General features: G+C 55.7%; 14 protein-coding genes and 2 tRNA genes. 5 read left to right on the top strand and 11 right to left on the bottom strand.

All coding sequences use genetic code 11. From position 1 onward, the window contains the following. Positions 1-239: 239 nt before the first annotated feature. The 6 genes from MXAZACID_RS18130 to MXAZACID_RS20420 all read right to left on the bottom strand — a co-directional run bounded on the left by MXAZACID_RS18130 (position 240) and on the right by MXAZACID_RS20420 (position 9766). Entirely contained in the window at positions 240-875 is a 636-nt protein-coding gene (locus MXAZACID_RS18130) for a DUF1796 family putative cysteine peptidase (RefSeq protein ID WP_083878422.1), read from the bottom strand. Positions 876-916: 41 nt separating this feature from the next. Then, positions 917-1792, bottom strand: coding sequence for a WcbI family polysaccharide biosynthesis putative acetyltransferase (locus MXAZACID_RS18670; protein WP_144052630.1), 876 nt, complete (start codon positions 1790-1792; stop codon positions 917-919). Beyond that, on the bottom strand, positions 1789-6792 hold the full coding sequence (locus MXAZACID_RS18135; protein ID WP_083878424.1) for a glycosyltransferase: 5004 nt from the start codon (positions 6790-6792) through the stop codon (positions 1789-1791). The genes MXAZACID_RS18670 and MXAZACID_RS18135 overlap by 4 nt, the downstream gene beginning before the upstream one ends. Before the next feature lie 58 nt (positions 6793-6850). Next, a complete protein-coding gene (locus tag MXAZACID_RS18675) occupies positions 6851-7963 on the bottom strand; it encodes a hypothetical protein (RefSeq protein WP_144052631.1) in 1113 nt (370 codons plus the stop codon). Between the two features lie 26 nt (positions 7964-7989). Further along, entirely contained in the window at positions 7990-8964 is a 975-nt protein-coding gene (locus tag MXAZACID_RS18140; RefSeq protein ID WP_008492615.1) for an NAD-dependent epimerase/dehydratase family protein, read from the bottom strand. A 565-nt stretch (positions 8965-9529) separates the two neighbouring features. After that, entirely contained in the window at positions 9530-9766 is a 237-nt protein-coding gene (locus tag MXAZACID_RS20420) for a transposase (protein ID WP_083878426.1), read from the bottom strand. Between the two features lie 345 nt (positions 9767-10111). Between MXAZACID_RS20420 and MXAZACID_RS03145 the strand changes: the two genes are divergently transcribed. Then, positions 10112-11512 (top strand): mannose-1-phosphate guanylyltransferase/mannose-6-phosphate isomerase, encoded by a 1401-nt coding sequence (locus MXAZACID_RS03145; RefSeq protein ID WP_008492617.1) that lies wholly within the window; start codon positions 10112-10114, stop codon positions 11510-11512. A gap of 111 nt (positions 11513-11623) precedes the next feature. Here the strand turns inward: MXAZACID_RS03145 and MXAZACID_RS03150 are convergent, their stop codons facing one another. The 3 genes from MXAZACID_RS03150 to MXAZACID_RS03160 form a co-directional block, all read right to left on the bottom strand. Next, positions 11624-12496, bottom strand: coding sequence for a site-specific integrase (locus tag MXAZACID_RS03150; protein WP_168118376.1), 873 nt, complete (start codon positions 12494-12496; stop codon positions 11624-11626). Positions 12497-12675: 179 nt separating this feature from the next. Beyond that, positions 12676-14565: a site-specific integrase gene (locus MXAZACID_RS03155; RefSeq protein WP_168118377.1), complete on the bottom strand. Its 1890-nt coding sequence runs from the start codon at positions 14563-14565 to the stop codon at positions 12676-12678. 167 nt (positions 14566-14732) lie between these two features. After that, positions 14733-14972, bottom strand: a complete 240-nt coding sequence (locus MXAZACID_RS03160) for a helix-turn-helix domain-containing protein (protein WP_039884684.1) — start codon at positions 14970-14972, stop codon at positions 14733-14735. 146 nt (positions 14973-15118) lie between these two features. On the opposite strand from MXAZACID_RS03160, the gene MXAZACID_RS03165 reads away from it, so the two are divergent. Then, on the top strand, positions 15119-15568 hold the full coding sequence (locus MXAZACID_RS03165; protein ID WP_144052633.1) for a hypothetical protein: 450 nt from the start codon (positions 15119-15121) through the stop codon (positions 15566-15568). Positions 15569-15880: 312 nt separating this feature from the next. On the opposite strand, the gene MXAZACID_RS03170 is transcribed toward MXAZACID_RS03165, so the two are convergent. Then, positions 15881-17116 (bottom strand): integrase arm-type DNA-binding domain-containing protein, encoded by a 1236-nt coding sequence (locus MXAZACID_RS03170; RefSeq protein WP_083878430.1) that lies wholly within the window; start codon positions 17114-17116, stop codon positions 15881-15883. 200 nt (positions 17117-17316) lie between these two features. After that, positions 17317-17392 (bottom strand) — tRNA-Asn (locus MXAZACID_RS03175). A 183-nt stretch (positions 17393-17575) separates the two neighbouring features. Here MXAZACID_RS03175 and MXAZACID_RS03180 point away from each other — a divergent pair. From MXAZACID_RS03180 to MXAZACID_RS03190, 3 genes are all read left to right on the top strand, one after another. Next, positions 17576-17662: transfer RNA gene (locus MXAZACID_RS03180), tRNA-Leu, on the top strand. Positions 17663-17876: 214 nt separating this feature from the next. After that, positions 17877-18383: an FUSC family protein gene (locus MXAZACID_RS03185; protein ID WP_008492625.1), complete on the top strand. Its 507-nt coding sequence runs from the start codon at positions 17877-17879 to the stop codon at positions 18381-18383. 95 nt (positions 18384-18478) lie between these two features. Continuing rightward, entirely contained in the window at positions 18479-20743 is a 2265-nt protein-coding gene (locus MXAZACID_RS03190; protein ID WP_008492626.1) for an FdhF/YdeP family oxidoreductase, read from the top strand. Positions 20744-20829 lie beyond the last annotated feature (86 nt).

Here is a 20829-nt window from a genome sequence, read left to right on the forward strand (position 1 = left end):
GTCATTCACCGGATGCGTACGGGACATCCAGCAACCACGCTCAATGAGTTGCTCCCCTGGAACTGGGCCGCCATCTCGGAAAATCACACAAGCGCGGTCTCTGGCTGACGGTTGCCGCGCAACCGATCCTCCACCTGGTAATACCGTCATGTGGGGCGGGCTCTCGCGTCTGACCGACTTCAAGCTCGGCGCGATGATCGGCATGCAACTTGTGGGTAATTGAAAGATTGAGCTCACGGTTAATGTTTGAGCTTTATCCCAAGAGAATTAAAAACAGCGTCATAATTGTCGTCCCAAAAAAAAGCACTGCCGATACGTTCTCCAAGCGGCCTCACAATGACGCGACCTGTTGGCCTCGAGATAATTTCAGGTTCAAGCGGCGCAAGCACTAAAAGGTCGAGGCGACGGCAATGCGAATATCGCATCAAAAGGGCGTCATAGAATACATCAACTCTCGCGCGAAGCTCCTCTCCTTCAGCACATACTCCTTCATTCCAAAGATTTGAGCGAACGAATAAGACTTCTTTATCCTTCGTGTTATCTAGCAATCTTTGAATACGACGGTACGTCTTGGCGTAAACATGATTTATTTGCTGGTCAATATCCGGTTTGATCAGATCATTATCATCGCGCTCAAAATCGTGATGATGAAGAAGGCCATAAGTCGTGCATCGTACAGTACTGTTGTCTTCGATCACTAGGTTAGCGGGATTTAACATTCCCTCAAAATTGCTGTTAAGCAGCTTTATAGTGGCCTCGTAGGGAGTGATCCACCAATCAAATGGATAAGACTCCTCAACTCCGAAGAAGCGTCGAATGTTATGAGCGGGCCCGCACCAATCACCGATCGATACAATGAGATCGTATTCGTTCATAATAAACTACCTGAGAGGGAGGTGAAAATTTTCATCAAAATTCAATATTGAAGCAGATGAGAAAAATTCGACTTTAGATCAAGCGCCGTCGGAGATTCATGCAGACCGGAAAAATCGCGATAGCCAATGTAGGATTGACAAATAAACTTCTCTAAGCTGAACAGAGGCTCTTGGTCTGATAGTTTGAAGGCAAATGGTGTACGGTAGCTGAGGTTATGACGTTCAGCAATCTCAGGATAGATAGGCCACCACGGCCCTGAGGACATCGGATTTAAAAGATACTCAATCGGAAAATCCATCCATTTTGCGCCAATCGCGGCTGCAATCTCTTTTGCTTGATCTCGTAACAGAGAGATACTCACGTGGTTCATCGAAAACAGTGCAGGCTGACGAGGAATTTTGTCAATGAATTGCGAAGCAAATTTGATGTCGATGCCTTCATCGCGCGCGAGGAGCTCTTCACATGCTGTATGATAGGTGTCGAAAAATCCCGCACGTTGATACGTTTCGGTTGTAAATTTAGCCAAACATTCGTCCTCGCTCAAGCTGTGTAAAAAAGAAGCTAGGACTATTTTACTATGATAGTCGCCCATAGGCGAAGGAACTCGTTGTTGGAATCCTCCGACGTAAGTGATGTCAGGGTGCAGTCCGTTAAAATAGATGTTTGTAGTTGTCAGAACGCGATAGTTTAAGCGCAGTTGCGCCGTTGCATATTCACCAAAATGGTCAGAAAGCGGATGTGTCACGATCGTGAGATCTTCAGAGCCTGCTAATGCCTTGTCGGCTGCCTGACGGAATTCCGGGGATCCGTAACCGTTAATATCAAGGCAGTATACCTCGCTGAGATCAGTGAGGGAACTAAGCAAAAGATATAAAGGCCAGGCTTGGCAATTGGCAAAAAGCGCGAGACGGCTCATTGGTTAGCCTTATTCATCTGTAGTTCATCCATAATTATACGCCAGAACTCTATATAGCTTGTTTCAGTCAGGACGTCTCGCGCGTAGTGTGTTGCTGCCTGGCGGCGCGCGTTTCGAACTTCAGAATTCTCGAGCATATCACAAAGGTCAGCAGCGAACTCGGCGGGGTCCGAAAAGCTGGGGATACCATAATCAGAGAGGCGGAAGGCCTCGTCGATGTGGGGTGTGATCGTAACAGCGCCGTTTAAAGCCAACGCGGGTATTGTTTTAATTGGTGAACCAGACCCAGCCACGACTGGTAAAGGGCAAGCGCGCGCAGCTTGGAGTAGTGGCGTCAGGCGTGCGCACCTGCCAAGCAAGAAGATGTTCGGTTGTAAAAAGTCTTGAAGTTGTGCCCCAACAGATCCTGCCACGAATAAATTCAAACGCCGTTCGGCAAGATGCTTTATGAACACCTCCTCAATAAACCATCTAAACGACTTGATGTTCGCAGGATGAGCGCTGCCGACTAAAATAAGATCGATACGTTCAACATGCTCTAATCGTTCGTAAAGAGGCTTTTGTCCGGGGTGGGCAGCATCAAGAAATGTTGGGCCGGAATCAAGTATCGTGGATAGGAGCATTGTAGGCTTAGCAAGCCCATCTGTCTCAAATTCAACCAAACGCCTGCGTAGATTTGCGGTCCCAAGGCCAAGTTCATGGTCCCCGTGAGTTTCAAGCCATCGCTCAAGGCTCTCGGCATCTATTCCTTCCACCGAAGAAAACGCCGCACGAACATCCGGGCGATGTACCAATACGAGGCGGGCAGCGCCCGATAGAGTTGAAGAGGCAGTTGTGGTCAGCCAAGCAAGCTGCGCAGGAGTAAAGCGCGTTGCTTCTGATGAAAACGACGTACTATTGACTACAAACCATTGAAAAAATGCTAGACGATCAGCAGAGAAGCTGAGGTTGAACACTTGCCTGAGATCCGGTCGCACAAAATACAACCGTAACATCGCAGGTGAAGGCTGAGTGACTTGGTCTGGTATGTCACCCTGCTCGGTCAATAGATGATTAGCTGTCTGCCAATACTGAGATAGAGTCGACTTCTCGCTGCTTTCAGATGTAAAAGGCGGTAGCCGCCAATGAACCGTTGACGTTATGCACGCCTTGGATAACTCTCGTTGTTCGGCAGCGCTAATGGCGATCAGGTGCGGAAACTGAGCAAGCGCCTTAAATTCATCTAACTTTTCGCTTAGTGAGATGGCGTCCCCCCGGCGAACAGCATGTTGATATGCTAAAATATCATGAGTTTCGCATACAATATTCTCGATCGGCATTACCCCGGCAATAACTGGATATAGATGCGCGTAGTTCAGTAATGTTCTCTCGACGCAATTTCCAGTTAACGCTGCTCTTAGTGACTGGGGGAACTGCATATGGCTGTTGATGTTGCGCAATCGATCGAACGTCGGTCCTTCCGAATTAACATCGTTGACAACAGCAGTTAGTGACGGCCCGAAGGAAGGGCGTGCAACCCAAGCAAATCCAGTCGCTTGATATTCGGATGAAAATCCGTAAATCCGTTCATCATAGGCCGATGCGTCAACACCAGACCAGTTAAGATCTGGCCACGGGACAAAGAGCTCCAGGCAATCTAGATTAAGCTCTCTCAGAGCGCGTTTTTGCGCGGCATAAACTGCAGAGCACCCTTCTCCGAAGGTATCGTTTCCAACCCAAAGTATTGTGCCGTCTGACTGTACGGGGAAAGCACGTGACAACTCTAATAGTCGTTCGACCGTTTCTCTTGGTGTAAGCTCATAACTTTTGTTAAGTTTCCGTTGCTCTCGCACTCCGGTTTCATAGTACTCTATTATCACCTTGGAAAAAGAAGAGGCGTCAGGAACTGGTATAACCTGACCGGTTTCACCGAATGTGGCATAAAGATCCGTCTGCGAGAGGGCGAAAACGTCAAGCCCCATCTGAATGGCCTCGAGTGTAACGCCCGTTCCACGTTTGGCGTAGGACTCTACGCGGTATGGCGCAATAATGCCCTTCGCGTGTTTCATCATGAAATAAAACTGCTCCGCGGTCTCGGCAGATTCGAATGTTTTGATACGGCCTGGATATTTGATGCGAAGCGCTGAAAGGGCCGCTTTGGCAGCGATGATTGTAGGTGTATCGTTCTGATGGTTGCTGCCGGTTTGGATAAGAAATTGAAACTCCGCCATTATTGGCGATGCCAGCAAGCCGCTCAGTATTGCGGGCAGTTCATCAAAGCCTTTTTCTTCTCGAGCTTCACCGAAGTAGGCGAGAATCGGCTTTCCATCTTTGGCGAGATTTGTATCAATCCAGCTCGAAGAGCGAACCATAGCAAGGCTCGGATGAAGTGGGTTAAAGAGTAGTGGGAATTCTCCGCCTGTTTCTTTTAAGTAGTAAGAAAGCAGATTTCGTGATTCTGTGAAAAAGCTCATGCGGTTGCGCAAAAAACTTACCGCCAAAATAGAGCGCAGAATTTTCACATATGACAGGCGATGACCACCCATGGCTTCTGCCGTCGAGAAGAAACGCATGATAAAGCGCGGCGCGTCGTGCGGATTGGCAGCAATGTAGCGCGCCGTGCCCAACAAGATCTGTGGTGAAAGAGAGTGCATGAAAACGACATCGTCGGAAGTGAGCTTTTGCGCCTCGATAAACGTACTTAATTCAACAGCATATGTGTCTGCCGAACCAACAAAATAAACCTGGGGACTGAACCCCGACCATACCTTAATGTCACTTTCTGCCTCAGATGTTGCGTTCAAGCAGAGACCTAGTACCGGCTCAAACCCTAAGGCGACCGCGCCGCTTATAAAAAGATTTGTAACGATGCCGTGATGACTTAGGGGGCTTGTGCGGTCAGTCTCAATGATTGCAAATCGAGGTTTCTTTTCGTTGGTCGGAGCGGACAGTAACGAAGCGAGAAGCTCTTCATCGAGTAGAGGTACAGGCTGGCCGACACGATCTCCCGTCGCGATAATACGGCCGCGTTCAAAGTTATGCCAAAATGCGGTTTCCTGGGTTAGAAAAATTAAACTATTACTGGCATTTGATCTGAGTGAAGATAGAGTTGCTTTAATTACTCGTAAATTTGGATCGGTCGAGAGGGAGGGGAGATCGCAAGCCTCCAGGAGAAGAAGCTGACTGATTGCCTCATAAGGTCCAATAGTGGCCGCAGCGTCTTTTCGTACTAATTTTTGTTTTGGACTATAAAATATCCGAACGTCTTGCGGTAGAACCGGTGCGGTTAATTCGAGGGTGCTGACAATAATCAAATTTAGTGATTTCGATACTGCTCCGAGAGTTTCAATAAGTATGCACCAATTGGTGATGGCAGCATCAAGTGAAGACTGATCTTCAGCAGGTACAACTACTGTAAGCCCATGAGGAATTCCTGCCTCCTCGGGAATTGCAAGCTGACTACCAATCAGAAGTGATGCGTCGAACAGTTCTAGCTCGAACCCAGGAGATTCAGAATGACCCTCCTTGCCTGCACGGAAATCGATGTATCCCTCGGAAGGCAACGGTTCACGGATTAAATGCCAATCTCCATCTGCCAACAATGGCAAAAGTTCGATAACGTTTTGGTCATTTACCGAATAACGGAGGTTCTCTATTCCATCATGCGACAAGAGGCGCGCCCAAACAAAAAATTCCGCACCCGCTCCTACCTGTAAATGGGCGGAGGCATTGTAGGTAGCGCGAAGACATTGGGAGTGGTTTGAGGATTTGCTACGAAAAATAAAGGACTGAGCCGCAACAGACTTAGATGCTAAAATTGGGCTACGCGTACCTCGTTCGCTATGAGCAGTATCATATAGATCAGCGAAATCCAGCTTAATTGCTCTAGAAGTGGTAACACGATCGCCAATCGGAAAACGGCGAGAAAAATACCCAGATGGGTGCATGTAACGACTTCCCACTTCCTGCAGTTCCTGCAGAAATGCGTTGCGGAAGTTTTCCAGACTGACATTCTGTTTGACGCTTAGCACTCTCTGCTCAAATACTGCGCGAGTATTGTCTTCGACGCTATTAAAAGCTTCAATCCAGCGCTGGTGACATAAGGGATCCTCCACTGCGAGATAATTGTCAGGCCCCAAGATTTCATCGAAAACCGCAAGGCGTGAAGCAAGGACCATCTTTCCCAGATATGCTGCTTCAAGAACCGGAATTCCAAACCCTTCGTAATGGGTTGGGAATAGAACCGCTGACGCAGCGGAGTAGAGGGAGCGAAGCAGTTCATCGGACACTCTTCCAAGATCGACAATCTGTGATGACAATAAATCTGGAGCTGGCAAAAAGCTGAATCTGCTCTCTGCACATGGGCCGCCGCACATCACAAGCTTTAGTGGCGATCCGGTGCGTGCTATATATGCGGTGAAAGCTTCGAGGACAGTCTTATGGTTTTTGTGTGGCCACTTGACCGCAGGGAAAAGCAAAAAGTGGTCCAGGTCCATTGGGAGTTGAATTGAAGCCGGTTCTCTCGCCATACACATATATGGAAGATGCGGGATAACAGTGGGCGTTGTTCCGGGATAGAACTTGCGTATTGCACGAGCTTGGTCAGCAGTAAAAGTGATAATAGAATCAGCGCGACTTAAGCCTTGCGCGAAACTTGCTGAACGACCATGGCGCTCCGCGGCTGTAAAATAACCTGGCGCTTCAAGGTGCATGAGATCGTGAATGACAACAGAGAGAGCAATATCATTAGGGAATCCTTCACAAGGAAGAGCCCCGAACGGGTCGATGACGGCCGTTACACCATCACGTAATTGACGGAAAACATCTCCGGTTAAGTAAGGAAGCTCGATGAACCGAGCACCGTGAGCAATCTCTCCGAACACTTTGGTGTTTGGGCGGATCAGCACATCCACCGATGCTTCGGAGACGAGTGCTCCTACCAAGTGTTGTAAAAAAACCCCCGCGCCCCCAGCGCCGGCATCTTGTCCTACATAGCCTGCTGCGTTGATTATAATCTTCATAAGCCCCACCAAACCCGAATTTATTTAAAAAAGCGCTTTGCCTAAAGATTAGCACAGCTTAATCGAACAACGCTACACTTCGTAGCTTAAAGCCGAGCAGGCGGGAATCCTCGCCGCCAAATTCTTCTGGTCGTCCGGGCGAAGAGACGCTGAAAGTCAGATTGAGTTTTCCGGCGTCAATGTCAGAAGGCTCAAGAGGAATATTTAGTATCTGTATGTCGCCCGTAGAGATTTTGAACTCCGCTCTTGTTGTGCCAGCGATCCCAATCGAAAGCGTCTGATGTTCATGGTTGGGATGTAGCCAACAATTACCTGAGACGCGTAGACGTTTCATCTTTTGAATTGTTGGCACTGGAAGTGTGACCGCTCCCTGGTACGCATTGGTCCACACCCCGTCGCTTTCAAGGTGCGACCAACCGTGCTCAAGAGTCAGCCGGGTGATTTCGTTTGAGCGTATGTTGAATGTATAAAGCGGGATGCGCCCTTGTTCATCAAACACATCGAGCAAATCTATTGGTTCGCGCGCAATCACGGGAACAGAGTGTCCAAATAGACCGGAACAGTGTAGTAATTCGCGCATCCTATCCCCCGTCTGTTCTACTGGCGCGATCCAAGCAGAGGACGCTGTTGACGCAATAAATTCAATCTGCAGTTCTTTCGGGATAGTGCGTATCAATGAAAAATTTTCCGAATTTAGTTCAGGATTATAAAATCCAACCAAGCAGATAGCGCAAGGATTGGTGCGCCAAAGTTGTTCCAGATTGTGCCAAAAGCGGCTTTCTTCAACAGCCCACGCAGCATCCACGAATAATACACCGAGAGATGCTGAAGTAAGCGCTTCCAGAATTTGCAACCAACGGTTAGATTGACCAACGTCGACCACTTGCGCGCGGGGTACGAAGCCGTTGCTTGTAAGTCGATGCTGAAGTGATGTCCATTTTTCGTTGGTTGCAATATGCTCACGGCCTTCAGTATCCAATACGATAAAAGTTTCTCCCTCACAAATCATAGTGTTAAGTAGTAGAAACTGATTGTCAGGTACCGTGCCAATCCATGCAATATCTCGTGGGCGGCGCTCAGAAGGATGTTGGATCAAGTAGCCGGACAGCAGAAGATCGCTGCTACAAGAACCATCCATAAGTTTAGATGCGCCGTCACGAAACGAAAACATGCATCACTCCTTAAAATGTTAAGCTATCACTTTTGAGGGGTGTTGGCTCTGACTTGAGCTTCAATCCAAGCATAGGTTTTCGTCAGGCCTTCACGTAGCGGTTGAGAGGGGGCCCAAGAAAGCTTTTCGCGAATCAGTCGATTGTCGGAGTTGCGACCGCGCACACCTGTGGGGCCGGGAATATGATTTTTATCGATACGTTTTCCGGCAATGTCGGCGACAATATCAACAAGCTGATTGATGCTAACCATCTCTTCGGAGCCGATGTTCACGGGGCCAGAAAATGACGATCGTAGAAGGCGCGTCGTAGCTTCGAGGCATTCTTCAACATACAGAAATGAGCGCGTCTGTTCGCCATCACCCCAAATCTCGATAGCATCTCCGCTTTTGGCGCGTGCAATCTTTCTGCAAATGGCTGCAGGGGCTTTTTCTTTGCCGCCGTCCCATGTGCCAAGTGGACCAAAAATGTTGTGATAACGTGCGACGTGCGTCTTCATGCCATGATTACGACGAAATGAGAGATAGACACGTTCGCTGAAGAGCTTTTCCCAACCATATTCACTGTCTGGAGCCGCTGGATAAGCGCTGTCTTCCGAGCACTTCGGGTTTAGCGGGTCTTCTTGGTTATAAGCGGGGTACATACAAGCCGAAGACGAATAAAAAACGTTCTTGATCGTCCGCTTGTAGCATGCGTCGATCATATTGAGATTTATTGTCGCGGAGTTGTGCATCACGTCGGCGTCGTGCTCGCCCGTGAATATGTAGCCGGCACCGCCCATATCTGCCGCTAGTTGATAGACCTCATCAAAGCGCCGATCCACAACAGCCCGGCAAATAGCTTGGTCGCGTAGGTCACCAATCATAAAGTCGTCTGCGTCAGTGTCGCAGTAGGGAGGGAGTTTTAGATCAACTCCACGAACCCAGAAGCCTTCGCGCTTCAGGCGTGACACTAGGTGATTGCCAATAAATCCACCCGCTCCGCAGACAAGTGCTGTTTTCATCTAAGGGTTCCTTTTGTTTTGATCTGTTAACACTAAATTCACCGCAAAAAACTTTATTGCGAGAGAAAGTACTTTTTCGATATAAAATTACACCGTTATGGAATGTTCCGCGAACTTAGCTTCGACATTAAAAGTTACGGTGTGTCAATTAGGACATATAATCTTTCTAAGCGAGACAACAGGCCGATGAGGCGATTGATTTGAGAAGTTCCGGATAAACGTATAGGGCGTAAGACCTGATGTTTGTCCCCGGGTGTGGTGGCTCGCCCTCTTGGTCACGCGGATCGAGGGTTACTCATGGTATTGAGCATTTCCTCACAATGAGGAGGACGAGCCGTGGAGCATTATAGCGAAGCTTACGTCGGATTGGATGTATCAAAGTGGTTGGATGCCCCTTTGCTATGCGGTCGATGACATTGGCGAGATGGGCTTCCGGGTCGAGGCCGTTGAGTTTTGCGGCCTTGAGGACGGTGTAGATGATGGCGGCGCGCTCACCGTCGACCTCAGGGCCGAGGAACAGGAAATTTTTACGAGTGGTGGCGATGGTGCGCAGGGCGCGCTCGGCCTAGTTGTTGTCGATATTGATACGGCCGTTTGTGGTGCCGAGACACAGGCTCTCCCAGCGGCCGAGCGCATAGCGCAGTGCCTTGACGAGGCTACTCTTCGCGGAGAGCCTGGCGTTTAGTTCCTTGAGGTAGCGCCGGAGCTCCTCCAAGAGCGGCGGCGCCTGCGCCTGCCGAGCTAAAGCACGCTGCTCAGCACTTTGGCCGCTTATCTCCGGTTCCAGTGCGTAAAACCCTATAAGGCAGGGATCGGCCGACGATTACTATAGAGCGGCTTTCGTAATCATTTTATTCTCTGAGGAAGGGGCGTTGCAAAAGCTGAGAGTGAGTCATTGAAATGAAATTTCTTTTTTCCCTACTGGTTGACGCTTTTGAAACAAGACGTATCCAGGGCATTCTAATGTCGGGCGCGCAAGTCGTTCAAAAAAATCGGAGTTGCCTGTATTGTATTGAACAGATCGGCTGTGTTAATTTTTTTTCAAGTTAGCAGTTGTTGTTCTTTTTTTGGTTGGCGGGGAATAAAGTTGGATATTGTTAACCACTCTGTGGACGTGTCAAATTTTAACCGCCCAAGCGTGATTCCTGTGATTCTTTGCGGCGGCTCCGGTACGCGGCTCTGGCCGGTTTCGCGCAAGAGCTTTCCTAAGCAATTCTGGCCGCTGCTCTCCGAAACCCCGATGCTGGCCGAAACCGCCCTGCGCGGCACGGGCGCTGGTTTCGCCGCCCCGATCGTCGTTGCCAATCAGGAGCATCGCTTCATCGTCGCCGAACAGCTGCGCGATGCCGGGGTGAAGGCGCCGCGCATCCTGCTGGAGCCGGTGGGCCGCAACTCTGCTCCGGCCATCGCCGCCGCCGCCCTGCTCGCCGCCGAGACCGACCCGCATGTCGTGCTCTGGATCATGGCCGCTGATGCCGCCATTCAGGATGAGCCGGCCCTGCATGAGGCGCTGGCGAAAGCCGCCGCCGCGGCCCGCGCCGGCTATATCGTCACCTTCGGCATGCAGCCGACGGCAGCCGAGACCGGCTATGGCTATATCGCCCAGGGCGAGGCGTTGCCCAACCTCTCCGGCGTGCACAAGCTGGCCCGTTTCGTGGAAAAACCCGACGCCACCCGCGCCGCGCAGATGCTGGCCGAAGGCGGTTATCTCTGGAATTCCGGCATGTTTATCTTCCGGGCCGATATCATGATCGAGGAACTGCAAGCCCTCGCCCCTGAGGTGCTCGCAGCCGCCCGCGCCGCCACCGCCGCACGCCACGCGGACCTGGATTTCATCCGGCTGGATGAAGCGAGCTTCGCCACCGCCCCGGACATTTCCATCGACTATGCGATTGCCGAGAAGACTCATAAGGCCGCTGTCGTCCCCGCCGCGATCGGCTGGTCGGATGTCGGCTCCTGGTCGGCTCTGGCCGAGATCGCGCCGAAGGATTCCGCCGGCAATTTCGCCCAGGGCGATGTGGTGCTGGAAAATGCCGAGAATTGCTACGCCCGCTCCGAGGGCATGCTCACCGCTTTGCTGGGGGTGCAGGACCTCGTCGTCGTCACCACCCAGGATGCGGTGCTGGTAGCGCATAAATCCGAGGCACAGAACGTCAAGAAAATCGTCGACAAGCTGAAAGCCCAGAAGCGGCCGGAGGCGGAGGCGCAATATCGCAGCTACCGCCCCTGGGGGTTTTATGAAAGCTTGATCCAGGGCGAGCGCTTCCAGGTGAAGCGCATCGTCGTCTGGCCCGGCCGCCGGCTCTCGCTGCAGAAACATTTCCATCGCGCCGAGCATTGGGTGGTCGTCGCTGGCTGTGCCTTGGTGACGCGTGACACCGAGGAGCTGTTGATCCAGGAGAATGAGAGCATCTATCTGCCGCTCGGCTGTGTCCACCGGTTGGATAACCCGGGAAAGATCCCGCTGACCCTGATCGAGGTCCAGTCAGGCTCTTATCTCGGCGAGGATGATATTGTTAGAATCGAGGACCATTACGGGCGGAGCTGAAGATCAGTATCTTGCTCATTCAAAAAGTTATGTTTTTACATGATTGCGCCGCCGCTAAGGCAGCAGCAGTCCGACGTTTCCCGCAAGTAAGATCACCAGTTATTGAAACTCTCAGGGCCTTCTCTCCTGCGCCAAATCCTGCTGAAACTTTATCGCCGCATCCCTTTGCCGAGCCTGCCGGTAATACCCATTCACCACCCCCTCGCTAACCCCGAGCACCACGGCCGCCAGCCCCGGATTCGTCGGGTCCACCGCCGCCAGTGAGCTCGCCAGCGCATGCCGTGCCGTATGAGGCCCAAATGCGTGGCCGAACTCCTTCTCTGACTGGCGAAACAGCATCGTCTCAACGCTTTGATAATGCAGCGGTCCGCCATTCCCGTTGCCCCAGAGATGGTCGTACTTCGCCTCGTCAAGCAACAGCGGCCGGATCTCCGCCAGATACCGGTCCATATAAGACGTTAGCTGGGGCGGCAGGTTATATTCCAGGGCCCGCTTGTTCTTCACGATGCTGCTGTCCAGCCGCACCTGGTACCCGCCCTCGCGCGGCAGCAAGTTGGTACCCAATCTCATCTGCGCGAGCGAGCCGAGTCGTGGCGCCAAACAGGCCAGGATCGCGATGATCATCCCGTTGCGGTAATCCTGACAGATCTGCATCTTCCGATGCGCACTCGCCGGCCATTGCGCCATCGGCGGGGCGTCCATCAGCCTCAGCCCCCAGTCAAACAGCTGGCGCGAGGTGGGGATGAATGGCTTTTCCTTGATCTCGTCCGGCAACAGCGTGTCGAGGGGGATGTCGCCCGGGCGGGTGATCCAGTCGAAATCCGCTTTCGGCACCATGATGCGCAGCGCCGTGCGCAGATGAAACAGCCGTGTCTTAATCGTCCGGTTTTTGTTCTCGCGTTGGCGGAGCGCTTCGAAATAGGCTGCCACACTCTCCGGCGTCACCCGCTCGGCGGGGCCAGGGGCGTCGATCTCTTTGCCCACCATCGCCAGGAACCAGCCATAGCCATTCGCTGCGCGCTCGATGGACTTTGGCCGCAATGTTTGGGCAAGGCGCTTTCCGCGCTGCAGCCCGGTTTGCGGCGCGATACCCGCCAGCCACAAGGCGCGATCGGCCGGCGGCCAATCTTCGAGATCAATAACCTGGCGAGGCTGCCTGCCGTTCATGCCCGCTTCCTCCGCATAGTGCCGCCACTTCGGTGAAATGCGCCCAACGCCAGGATTCGCGTCGATTCGCGCTCCTCAAGCAGCACCTGGTTGGCATGGCGGGCGGCGGCCTCTTGCTCCAGCCCAAGATAGAAGCGCCGAGTAGTCTCCGGGTTCTTGTGGCCGAGCAGCTGGGAGACAATCTCATAGGCGCCGGGATGTCTCTGCAAATAGCGCACGGCCGCAAAATGCCGGACGAGATGCATATTGAACGCGGCCCCGATCTCCGACTCGACCCGGCGGGAAAACTCAGCCGCAAACTCCGCCTCGTCACGATGGCTGTCGCCAATGCCGGGGAAGAGGAACGGGTTGCCTGGCTTCGCCAGCAACGGCCGATATATGCGCAAATAGAGCTCAATCAGCCGCGCGCTTCGTTCATCGATCGGCCAGGTCACGGTCTGGCCGTTTTTCACCTCCCGGCCGGGGATAAAGATATCGGTGATCGGCCCGGCACGGACAGGGCGTACCAGATGCTGGTCGATACGCAGCTTGATCAGATTCGCCCGCCGGACCGGCGCGAAAAGCAGGATCTCGAGCGCCACCGCGAACATCATCTGCACCGCCTCGGAGCGGCTGGGCGCGCTCTGGTCCTTGGGTTGCCAATAGCGCGGCAGATGCAGCAACTGCCCGCGTGTGGGCTCGGCCAGCAAGGCGCGCAGGCGCGTGCGGTTTTGCTCGCTCATTCCCTCTTGCTGCTCCGGCCGCACGAAACTGACAATGCCGGAGAGATCATCAACCTCTTCAGCCGGCAGGGCCACGACATATTTGGCGACCTGCCGGAGCATCTCGCCGATGCCGACCAGATTGGTGCTGCGCAGATCATCCTCGCGCACCTCGTCCTGCCGGCCTTTCAGCTTGTCCCGCAGCCGTTCCCGGTGGAAATTCATGATGGCCATGGGGCGGTCGGCCGGCGTAACCAGATCGGCCAGGCTTTGCAGTGTCTCGATCGGCAAGCCGGACTGCACCAACGCTGTGGCGGCGAGCTTGATCTGATCGCGCCGGGTTTGCACGGTGCGCGGCTTCAAGGCGCGCGGCACGGCGCGTGGGGAAGGGGGCTTGGGGCCGCTCTTCTCCGCGGCTTTCGCTTGCGCAACCATCGCCGCGAAGGGGCTCCCTCCTTTAAACAGATTGGTCGGCCCGTCGGCCAGGCGCTGGAGATAAAGCTCCGCTTCGTCGCGAAAAGGCTGCGGGAAGTGGTCCCAGGAGATGCCGTAATGGTCGCGCATGCCGGTGCGCGTCAGCGCCGCCTGCGGCCAGCCGGGCACCTCCGCGCGGGCAAACGCCCAGTTTCCGGCGGTTCGGCGGGCCATGCCGCCAGCATCCTTGTGGAGAATCCGGGTTCGGCACCAGCTCTGGAAAGCGTCCAGATGCGTGGGCCGCACCTCGTCTGGGATGATATTTTCCAGTGTGAGGAAGCGCAGGAACAGCACCAGGCCGCGCTGGCGCTCCGAGGTTGGCAGCGCCTTATATAATGACTCCCATTCCGGGCTCAGCCGGTTGCGCCGGTGCCCAGCATCAGCATGGCGGCCGAGCCGGATCAGAATATAGCGCAAGCTTGAGACAGCGTTGCGGTGAGTATCGTCGCTCAGGCCAAAGCTGCGCGGCGGGCGGGCCCAAAGGCAATTATTGAGCGCTTCGCACTGCCAGGGGGCAAGGCCACGACGCTTGTCAGAGCAGACCGTCTGGATATGCTCGGCATGGCGGATGGCGGTGGCCAGCGCTACCCGGCGGGCCTGGGTCTGGTCGGTCCAGCTTGCGACCTCCTCCAGCAGCTCAGTTGCCGAGCTAAGGGAGGCGGCTGGCATGGCCTCCTGTTTTTGCTCGATTTTTGTCGTTTCCTCAGGCATCTCCATCTCTTCCTTCTCAAAGCGGCAAGCCGCGGCAAACAGCGGCAAATCGTTCAACCCTTCGCCGTTCGACCTATCAGATTGAGTGTGATGACTTTGCATTTTGGCCTCTAAGATACTGTTATGGTTGAAATGTCCGGGAGCACCCGGCATAGGGCGGGGCCTGCTCACGAAGCGCTTTCGGGGAGCGCCGGCGCATTGCCCAGGCGCTGGATTTCCGAGAACGGAATCAGGCGTGCGTGGCCGATCCGGATGGCCCGCAAATGGCCTTGCGCGACCCAATAGCGAATGGTCCGCGGCGAGCGGCCAAAGATGCGTGCAGCCTCGGCATAGGTCAGGTATTGCGCGGCAGGCATAGCCGCCGGCATGGCGGTGATCGTTGAATCGTCAGGCTTTTCGCTGGGCATTTTCAAACTCCGATGAACCGTCGGAGGCTAGGAAAGTTTGGTCGCCGCGTAACTGAAAGCGATCGGAGCGGGCCCCAGAGAAAAAAAATCAGGTGTGGCGTGGATGCGGAAGAATAAAAATAATCTTTTAAAATCAGATAATTATATTGAATTTCTGGCTGCGTTTTGCTATAAAAATAGTGCAGATCCCCTTCATTGCTGGTTTTCGCCATTGCCCGGCCGATTTTGATCGCCGGCGCAACTGTTCGGATCTGCCATCCGGCGACATCAGCATATTCAGGAACATAATCATGAACGAACCGACCCACTCGGCCGATCTGGCCGGGCATGTTTACGCGGAGGCCCAGCGCGACTACAGCGCGGTGCGCCTGCAGACCCAGCATTTCGCGCTCGCCCTCAGGCGCACGCGGGAAATTGCCGAGCTTTTGATCCAACACCAGGTCATTAACCGTCCTGATCCCATTCAATGGGACAGCATGGTGGAAGATGTGATGACGATGACAGCCTCCATCGAGCAGCTGGAACTGCACGCCAAGACGCTGTTTGCGGCGGTCGAGCGCGTCGTGCCGCCGCCTTCCTCATCACTTCCCGCCTAGCCTTTCGCCCCGTCCGCTTCAGCGGCCGGGGCGTTTGGCGTTTCGGTGAGGAGCTTAACTCAATCCTGGAAATGCCCATCAATACCCGGTTGAACCCGACCATCAGCCCCCACTGCCAATGGGGGGCTGCGTTTGCCGCGCCGTCTCCGCGCCTTGGCGCCCAAGGCTATGTTCATCGGCGGCGGGCATCCCCTCGATGCGGGCGCCGCTTAAGACCACGGGAACGTCATCCGGCTGGCGCTGCCGTGCCGCTGGCCTCAGCCTGGTGCCCGGAGGCATCTGATGATGCGACGAGCGCATCAAGGAGCAAGTTTAGTCGATCTCTACCGTCATTCTCCTGGGGCGCCCCAGCAGCTCGGCTGCTGAGGGCGCCTTTTCCATGACGATATCCGCCCATACCTGAAACAGCGCCCGCCGCTCATCCAGATATTCCTCTCGATCATACGCCCGGGCGACCTCGCCCGGCGGCAGGTGAGCCAGCATCAGCTCGATCACATGCGAATCGGCGCGGTTGCGTTTCTTCATGATGGACGAGAAGCAGCTCCTGAGCCCATGGGCCGTCTGCCGCCCCGTATAGCCGGCGCGCTCCAGGAGCAGGTTCAGCGCGTTCTCGCTGATCGGCCCGCGGCCCCGCTGGAAAGCCGGCACCAGCATGCCGGTTTCGTGCGTGATCGGTTTTAGTTCCCGCAGCAGTTCAACCGCCTGGCGCGAAAGCGGGACGAGGTGAGGCGGCTGCTTCTCGACCTCCTTGCCCTTCATGCGGTGGCCCGGGATCACCCAGAGCGGCGCCGGCCCATCCAGATCACGGATCTCATCCCACCGGCCGAACCTGATCTCGCTCTGCCTGAGCGCAGTCAGCAGAGTGAGCCGAAAGGCGGCCTTGATGATCCGATGGCCGCTTGTCGCCTCGACCTTTTGGACCATCTGCAGCACCTCAGCACGCTGGACCAGCGCGGCCCGGTGTGTGGCCTTGGGGATGGGCGTCATGACGGCTGTCATGGCCTCTGCCGGATTCCGATCCACATCTCCCCGAGATTGCGCCAGGCGGAAAATATTCCGGATGCGCTGGCGTAAATCGTGCGCGTGATCGTTCACGCCGCGGGCCTGGACGCGAAGCAGAAAATCCGCGACCTGGTTCGGCGTGATATCGGCCAGCGCGAGATGTCCGAACTCTGGGTTCAATTCCCTCTCCACGCTCTTTTTCACGCGCTCAAAATGCGCCGGCTTCCATTGGGTGCGCTGGCGCGCCAGCCAAGCATCAGCCGCGTCCCTGAAAAGGACCGGCTGCTGGACCTCTTCGGCGAGCATGGGGGCGCCGGCGCGGGCCCTCAAGCGGATCAGGTCACGCAGCCGCCTCGCCTCGATGAGGCGGATGGTGGGATAGTCGCCCAGGGTCAGCGTGGTGTCCTTCCCGCCCGTCCTCAGCTTGTATTTCCATGTCTTGAGCCCGGTCGGGCTGACGAGCAGGTATAACCCCAAATTGTCAAAGAGTTTTACCGGCTTATCGGTTGATTTAGCTGATTTTATCTTTGCGTCCGTTAGAGCCATTTCCGTGTTCTAACACCTGGTCCGTGGCTGGGGTTTCGTAACCCCATTTTAACCCCACTGACTTCTGAAACACAATGAACCAGGATGAACCGAAAAAAACCGATATGACCCAATGGTTCATAAATATTGGCGGCTTTCCTGGGGTTTTGACACAAAAAAACCCGCCGAAGCGGGGTGTTTTTGACCGGATTTTGATGAAGTGGCTCCCGAAGTAGGACTCGAACCTACGACCGAGCGATTAACAGTCGCTTGCTCTACCAACTGAGCTATTCGGGACCGGTGGGCGGCTCTATAAACAACGCCCCGGAGGCTGGCAAGTGCCCTTGGCAAATAAATGACAGCTTTCTCCTCAACGCCCTGTAAGCGCTTGTTCAGCTTAAAAAACAGCTGCTTCGCGGGGCAGGGGCGGCCCGGCCAGTTGATTTCGCCGCTGGCCTCACTTACAGAAGGCGCAGCCAGGCGGGTGTGGTGGAACTGGTAGACGCGCCGGACTCAAAATCCGGTTCCAGCAATGGAGTGTCGGTTCGATTCCGACCACCCGCACCAGGCTTCCCAACCCCTCTTTCATCGGCCCGCACCGCGCTTCAGCCGGCGTCAAAACCGGCCGCAAAAAAGCGGCGCGGGGCATTGCGCAAAATCGCGAATCATCCGTCGGATTGCCGCAAAAATCTCGATCGCCGCCGCCTGTGCCGCTCATCTGGACAAGGCGCCACGGTTCCTGGAAGCTCACACGGGCTGAAACCAGGCGCCGGGGCGATGAATGACACGTGATGAGATCTACCGGCACATAGCCTTCGTCCTGCGCTGCTCAGCTGCGGCCGCGCTGGCTTATCTGGCGGCCCGTGGCGTCGGGCTGCCGCATCCGGTCTGGGCGACGATGAGCGGCATCATCGTCTCCCAGGAAAAACTCAACGATACCAGCCGCGCCGCGCTTTGGCGGCTCACCGGCACGCTCGTCGGCGTCGTCTCGGCGGTGATTATCGGCGGGGCGCTGGTCGCCTTTGCCGCGCCGGTGCCGTTGCAACTGGCCGGGGCCGTTTGTTTCTGCGCCGTGCTGGTGCGGCTCTGGCCGAATTTGCGGGTTTCGATGTGGACGGCGCCGATCGTGCTGCTCACCGTCGATCCCGGCGATACGATTCTCCAGACCGGCATCTGGCGGGGCAGCGAGGTGCTGCTGGGCGGGCTCATCGGCATCGCCTTCCACGCCTTGGCGGAACGCGCCATCACCTGGCTGGACGCGCACGAGGCCAGACCGACCCAGGGCTGAGCAATAAGCGGGGCGGTGTTGCTGCATTGCAACTTGTCGCGGGGGGCAGGGACACTCATTTAGCGTCAAGAACAATCCGCTGGGGAGTGGTGATCATGTCGGAAAAGCTGCGCTTTGAAACCTATAAGGCGCCGGCCGGTGGCTGGGGGGCGGCGAAAGCCACCGCCAAGGTGTTGCTGGAACAGAGCGTGGTGGTGAAAGGCAGCCAGGCGCTGCTGAAGATGAACCATCCGGACGGGTTCAAATGCCCGAGCTGCGCCTGGCCGAATCCGGACCGCGAGAAGAAGCTGGAATTCTGCGAGAACGGCGCCAAGGCGCTGGCCGTTGAAGCCACCCGCAAGCGCGTCACCCGCGACTTCTTCGCCCAGTACAGCGTCACCGAGCTGATGGCGCAGTCCGATTACTGGCTGGAGGAGCAAGGCCGCCTGACCGAGCCGATGCGCTATGATGCCGCCACCGACCATTATGTGCCGGTGTCCTGGGACGATGCCTATCGGCTGATCGCCAGCGAGCTGAACGCCCTCGCCAGCCCCGATGAGGCGGAATTCTACACCTCCGGCCGTACCTCCAACGAAGCCGCCTTCCTTTATTCGGTGTTCGTGCGCGAATTCGGCACCAATAATTTCCCCGATTGCTCGAATATGTGCCACGAGCCGACCAGCCGCGGCCTGCCAATGTCGATCGGCATCGGCAAGGGCACCGTGGTGATCGGCGATTTCGCCAAGGCCGAGGCGATTTTCATCATCGGCCAGAATACCGGCACCAACAGCCCGCGCATGATGACCGAGCTGGTGCATGCCAGGAAGCGCAACGTGCCGATCGTGGCGGTGAACCCGATGCCCGAGCGCGCTCTGATCCGCTTCACCGAGCCGCAGGACATGGTGGAGATGGCCACCTTCCAGTCCACCCCGATCTCCAGCGAATTCGTGCATATCAAGATCGGCGGCGACGTGGCGCTGCTCAAGGGCATCATGAAGGTGCTGTTCGAGCGCGACGCGGCCGGGGAAAAGGTGCTGGATGAGGAGTTCATCCGCGACCATACCCATGGCTTCGCGGCGCTGAAGGCGGATATCGAGGCCACCAACTGGGCGGATATCGTCGCGGTCTCCGGCATCGAGGAAGCGCAGATCCGGCGTTGCGCGGATGTCTATATCGCCTCCAACGCCACCATCATCTGCTTCGGCATGGGCGTCACCCAGCACCAGCAGGGCGCGCGGGTGATCCAGCAGATCGCCAATCTATTGATGCTGCGCGGGAATTTCGGCAAGCCCGGAGCTGGCATCTGCCCGGTGCGCGGCCATTCCAACGTGCAGGGGGACCGCACGGTCGGCATCGATGAGAAGCCGACCCCAGCCTATCTGGACAAGTTGCAGGAAGTATTCGGCTTCGCCCCGCCGCGTGAGCATGGCCATCATGTGGTCGAGAGCGTGAAGGCGATGATCGAGGGCAGCGCCAAGGTGTTCATCGGCATGGGCGGGAATTTCATCCACGCCATCCCGGACACGTTCGCCGCCTATGAGGCGATGCGCCGGCTGAACCTCACCGTCGGCATCGCCACCAAGCTCAATCGAGGCCATCTGGTGCATGGCAAGCAGGCCTTGATCCTGCCCGTCATCGCCCGCTCCGAGATCGACAACCAGGCCAGCGGCCCGCAATTCGTCACCATCGAGGATGCGATGTCCAACATCACCGCCTCGCGCGGGGTGCTGGAGCCGGCGAGCGCGGATCTGCGCTCGGAGATCGAGATCGTCTGCCGCATGGCGATGGCGACGCTGCCCAACAGCGTGGTGCCCTGGGCAGATTATATCGCGGATTATAACCTCATCCGCGACCGCATCGCGGATGTGTATCCGGATCTGTTCGCCGGGTTCAATCAGCGGATCAAGGCGCCGGGCGGCTTCCACCTCAACAACCCGCCGCGCGCCCGGCAATGGAAGACCGACACCGGCAAGGCGAATTTCCTGATCATCGAAGGGCTGGATGAGGATAAGCCGATTGGCGGCGCGGAGATGTTCCGCCTTTCCACCGTGCGTTCGCACGACCAGTACAACACCACCATCTACTCCAACTCGGACCGGTATCGCGGAGTCTATGACGGGCGGATGGTGCTGTTCATGAATGAGGCGGATATGCGCGATTACGGCATCGCGCCGCAGGCCATTGTGGGCCTGGAGACGATCGCGGATGACGGGGTGGAGCGCCGGGTGATGGGGCTGACCGTATATCCCTACCAGATGCCGCGCGGCAGCTTGGCCGGCTATTACCCGGAGCTGAACCCGCTGCTGCCGATTGGGCATCACGACGAGATCTCCGGCACGCCGGCGGCCAAGTCGATCCCGGTAAGGATTGTAAAGTCGTAAAAGTTTTTGGTGCCGCTTTTTTCAAAAAGCGGCAAAAAATGCTGGGGCGGTGGCGACCGCGTTGCCCCCCCCCCAGCCTTTTCAAA

This window comes from Acidocella sp. MX-AZ02, assembly GCF_000306035.1.
GTDB classification, from domain to species: domain Bacteria; phylum Pseudomonadota; class Alphaproteobacteria; order Acetobacterales; family Acetobacteraceae; genus Acidocella; species Acidocella facilis.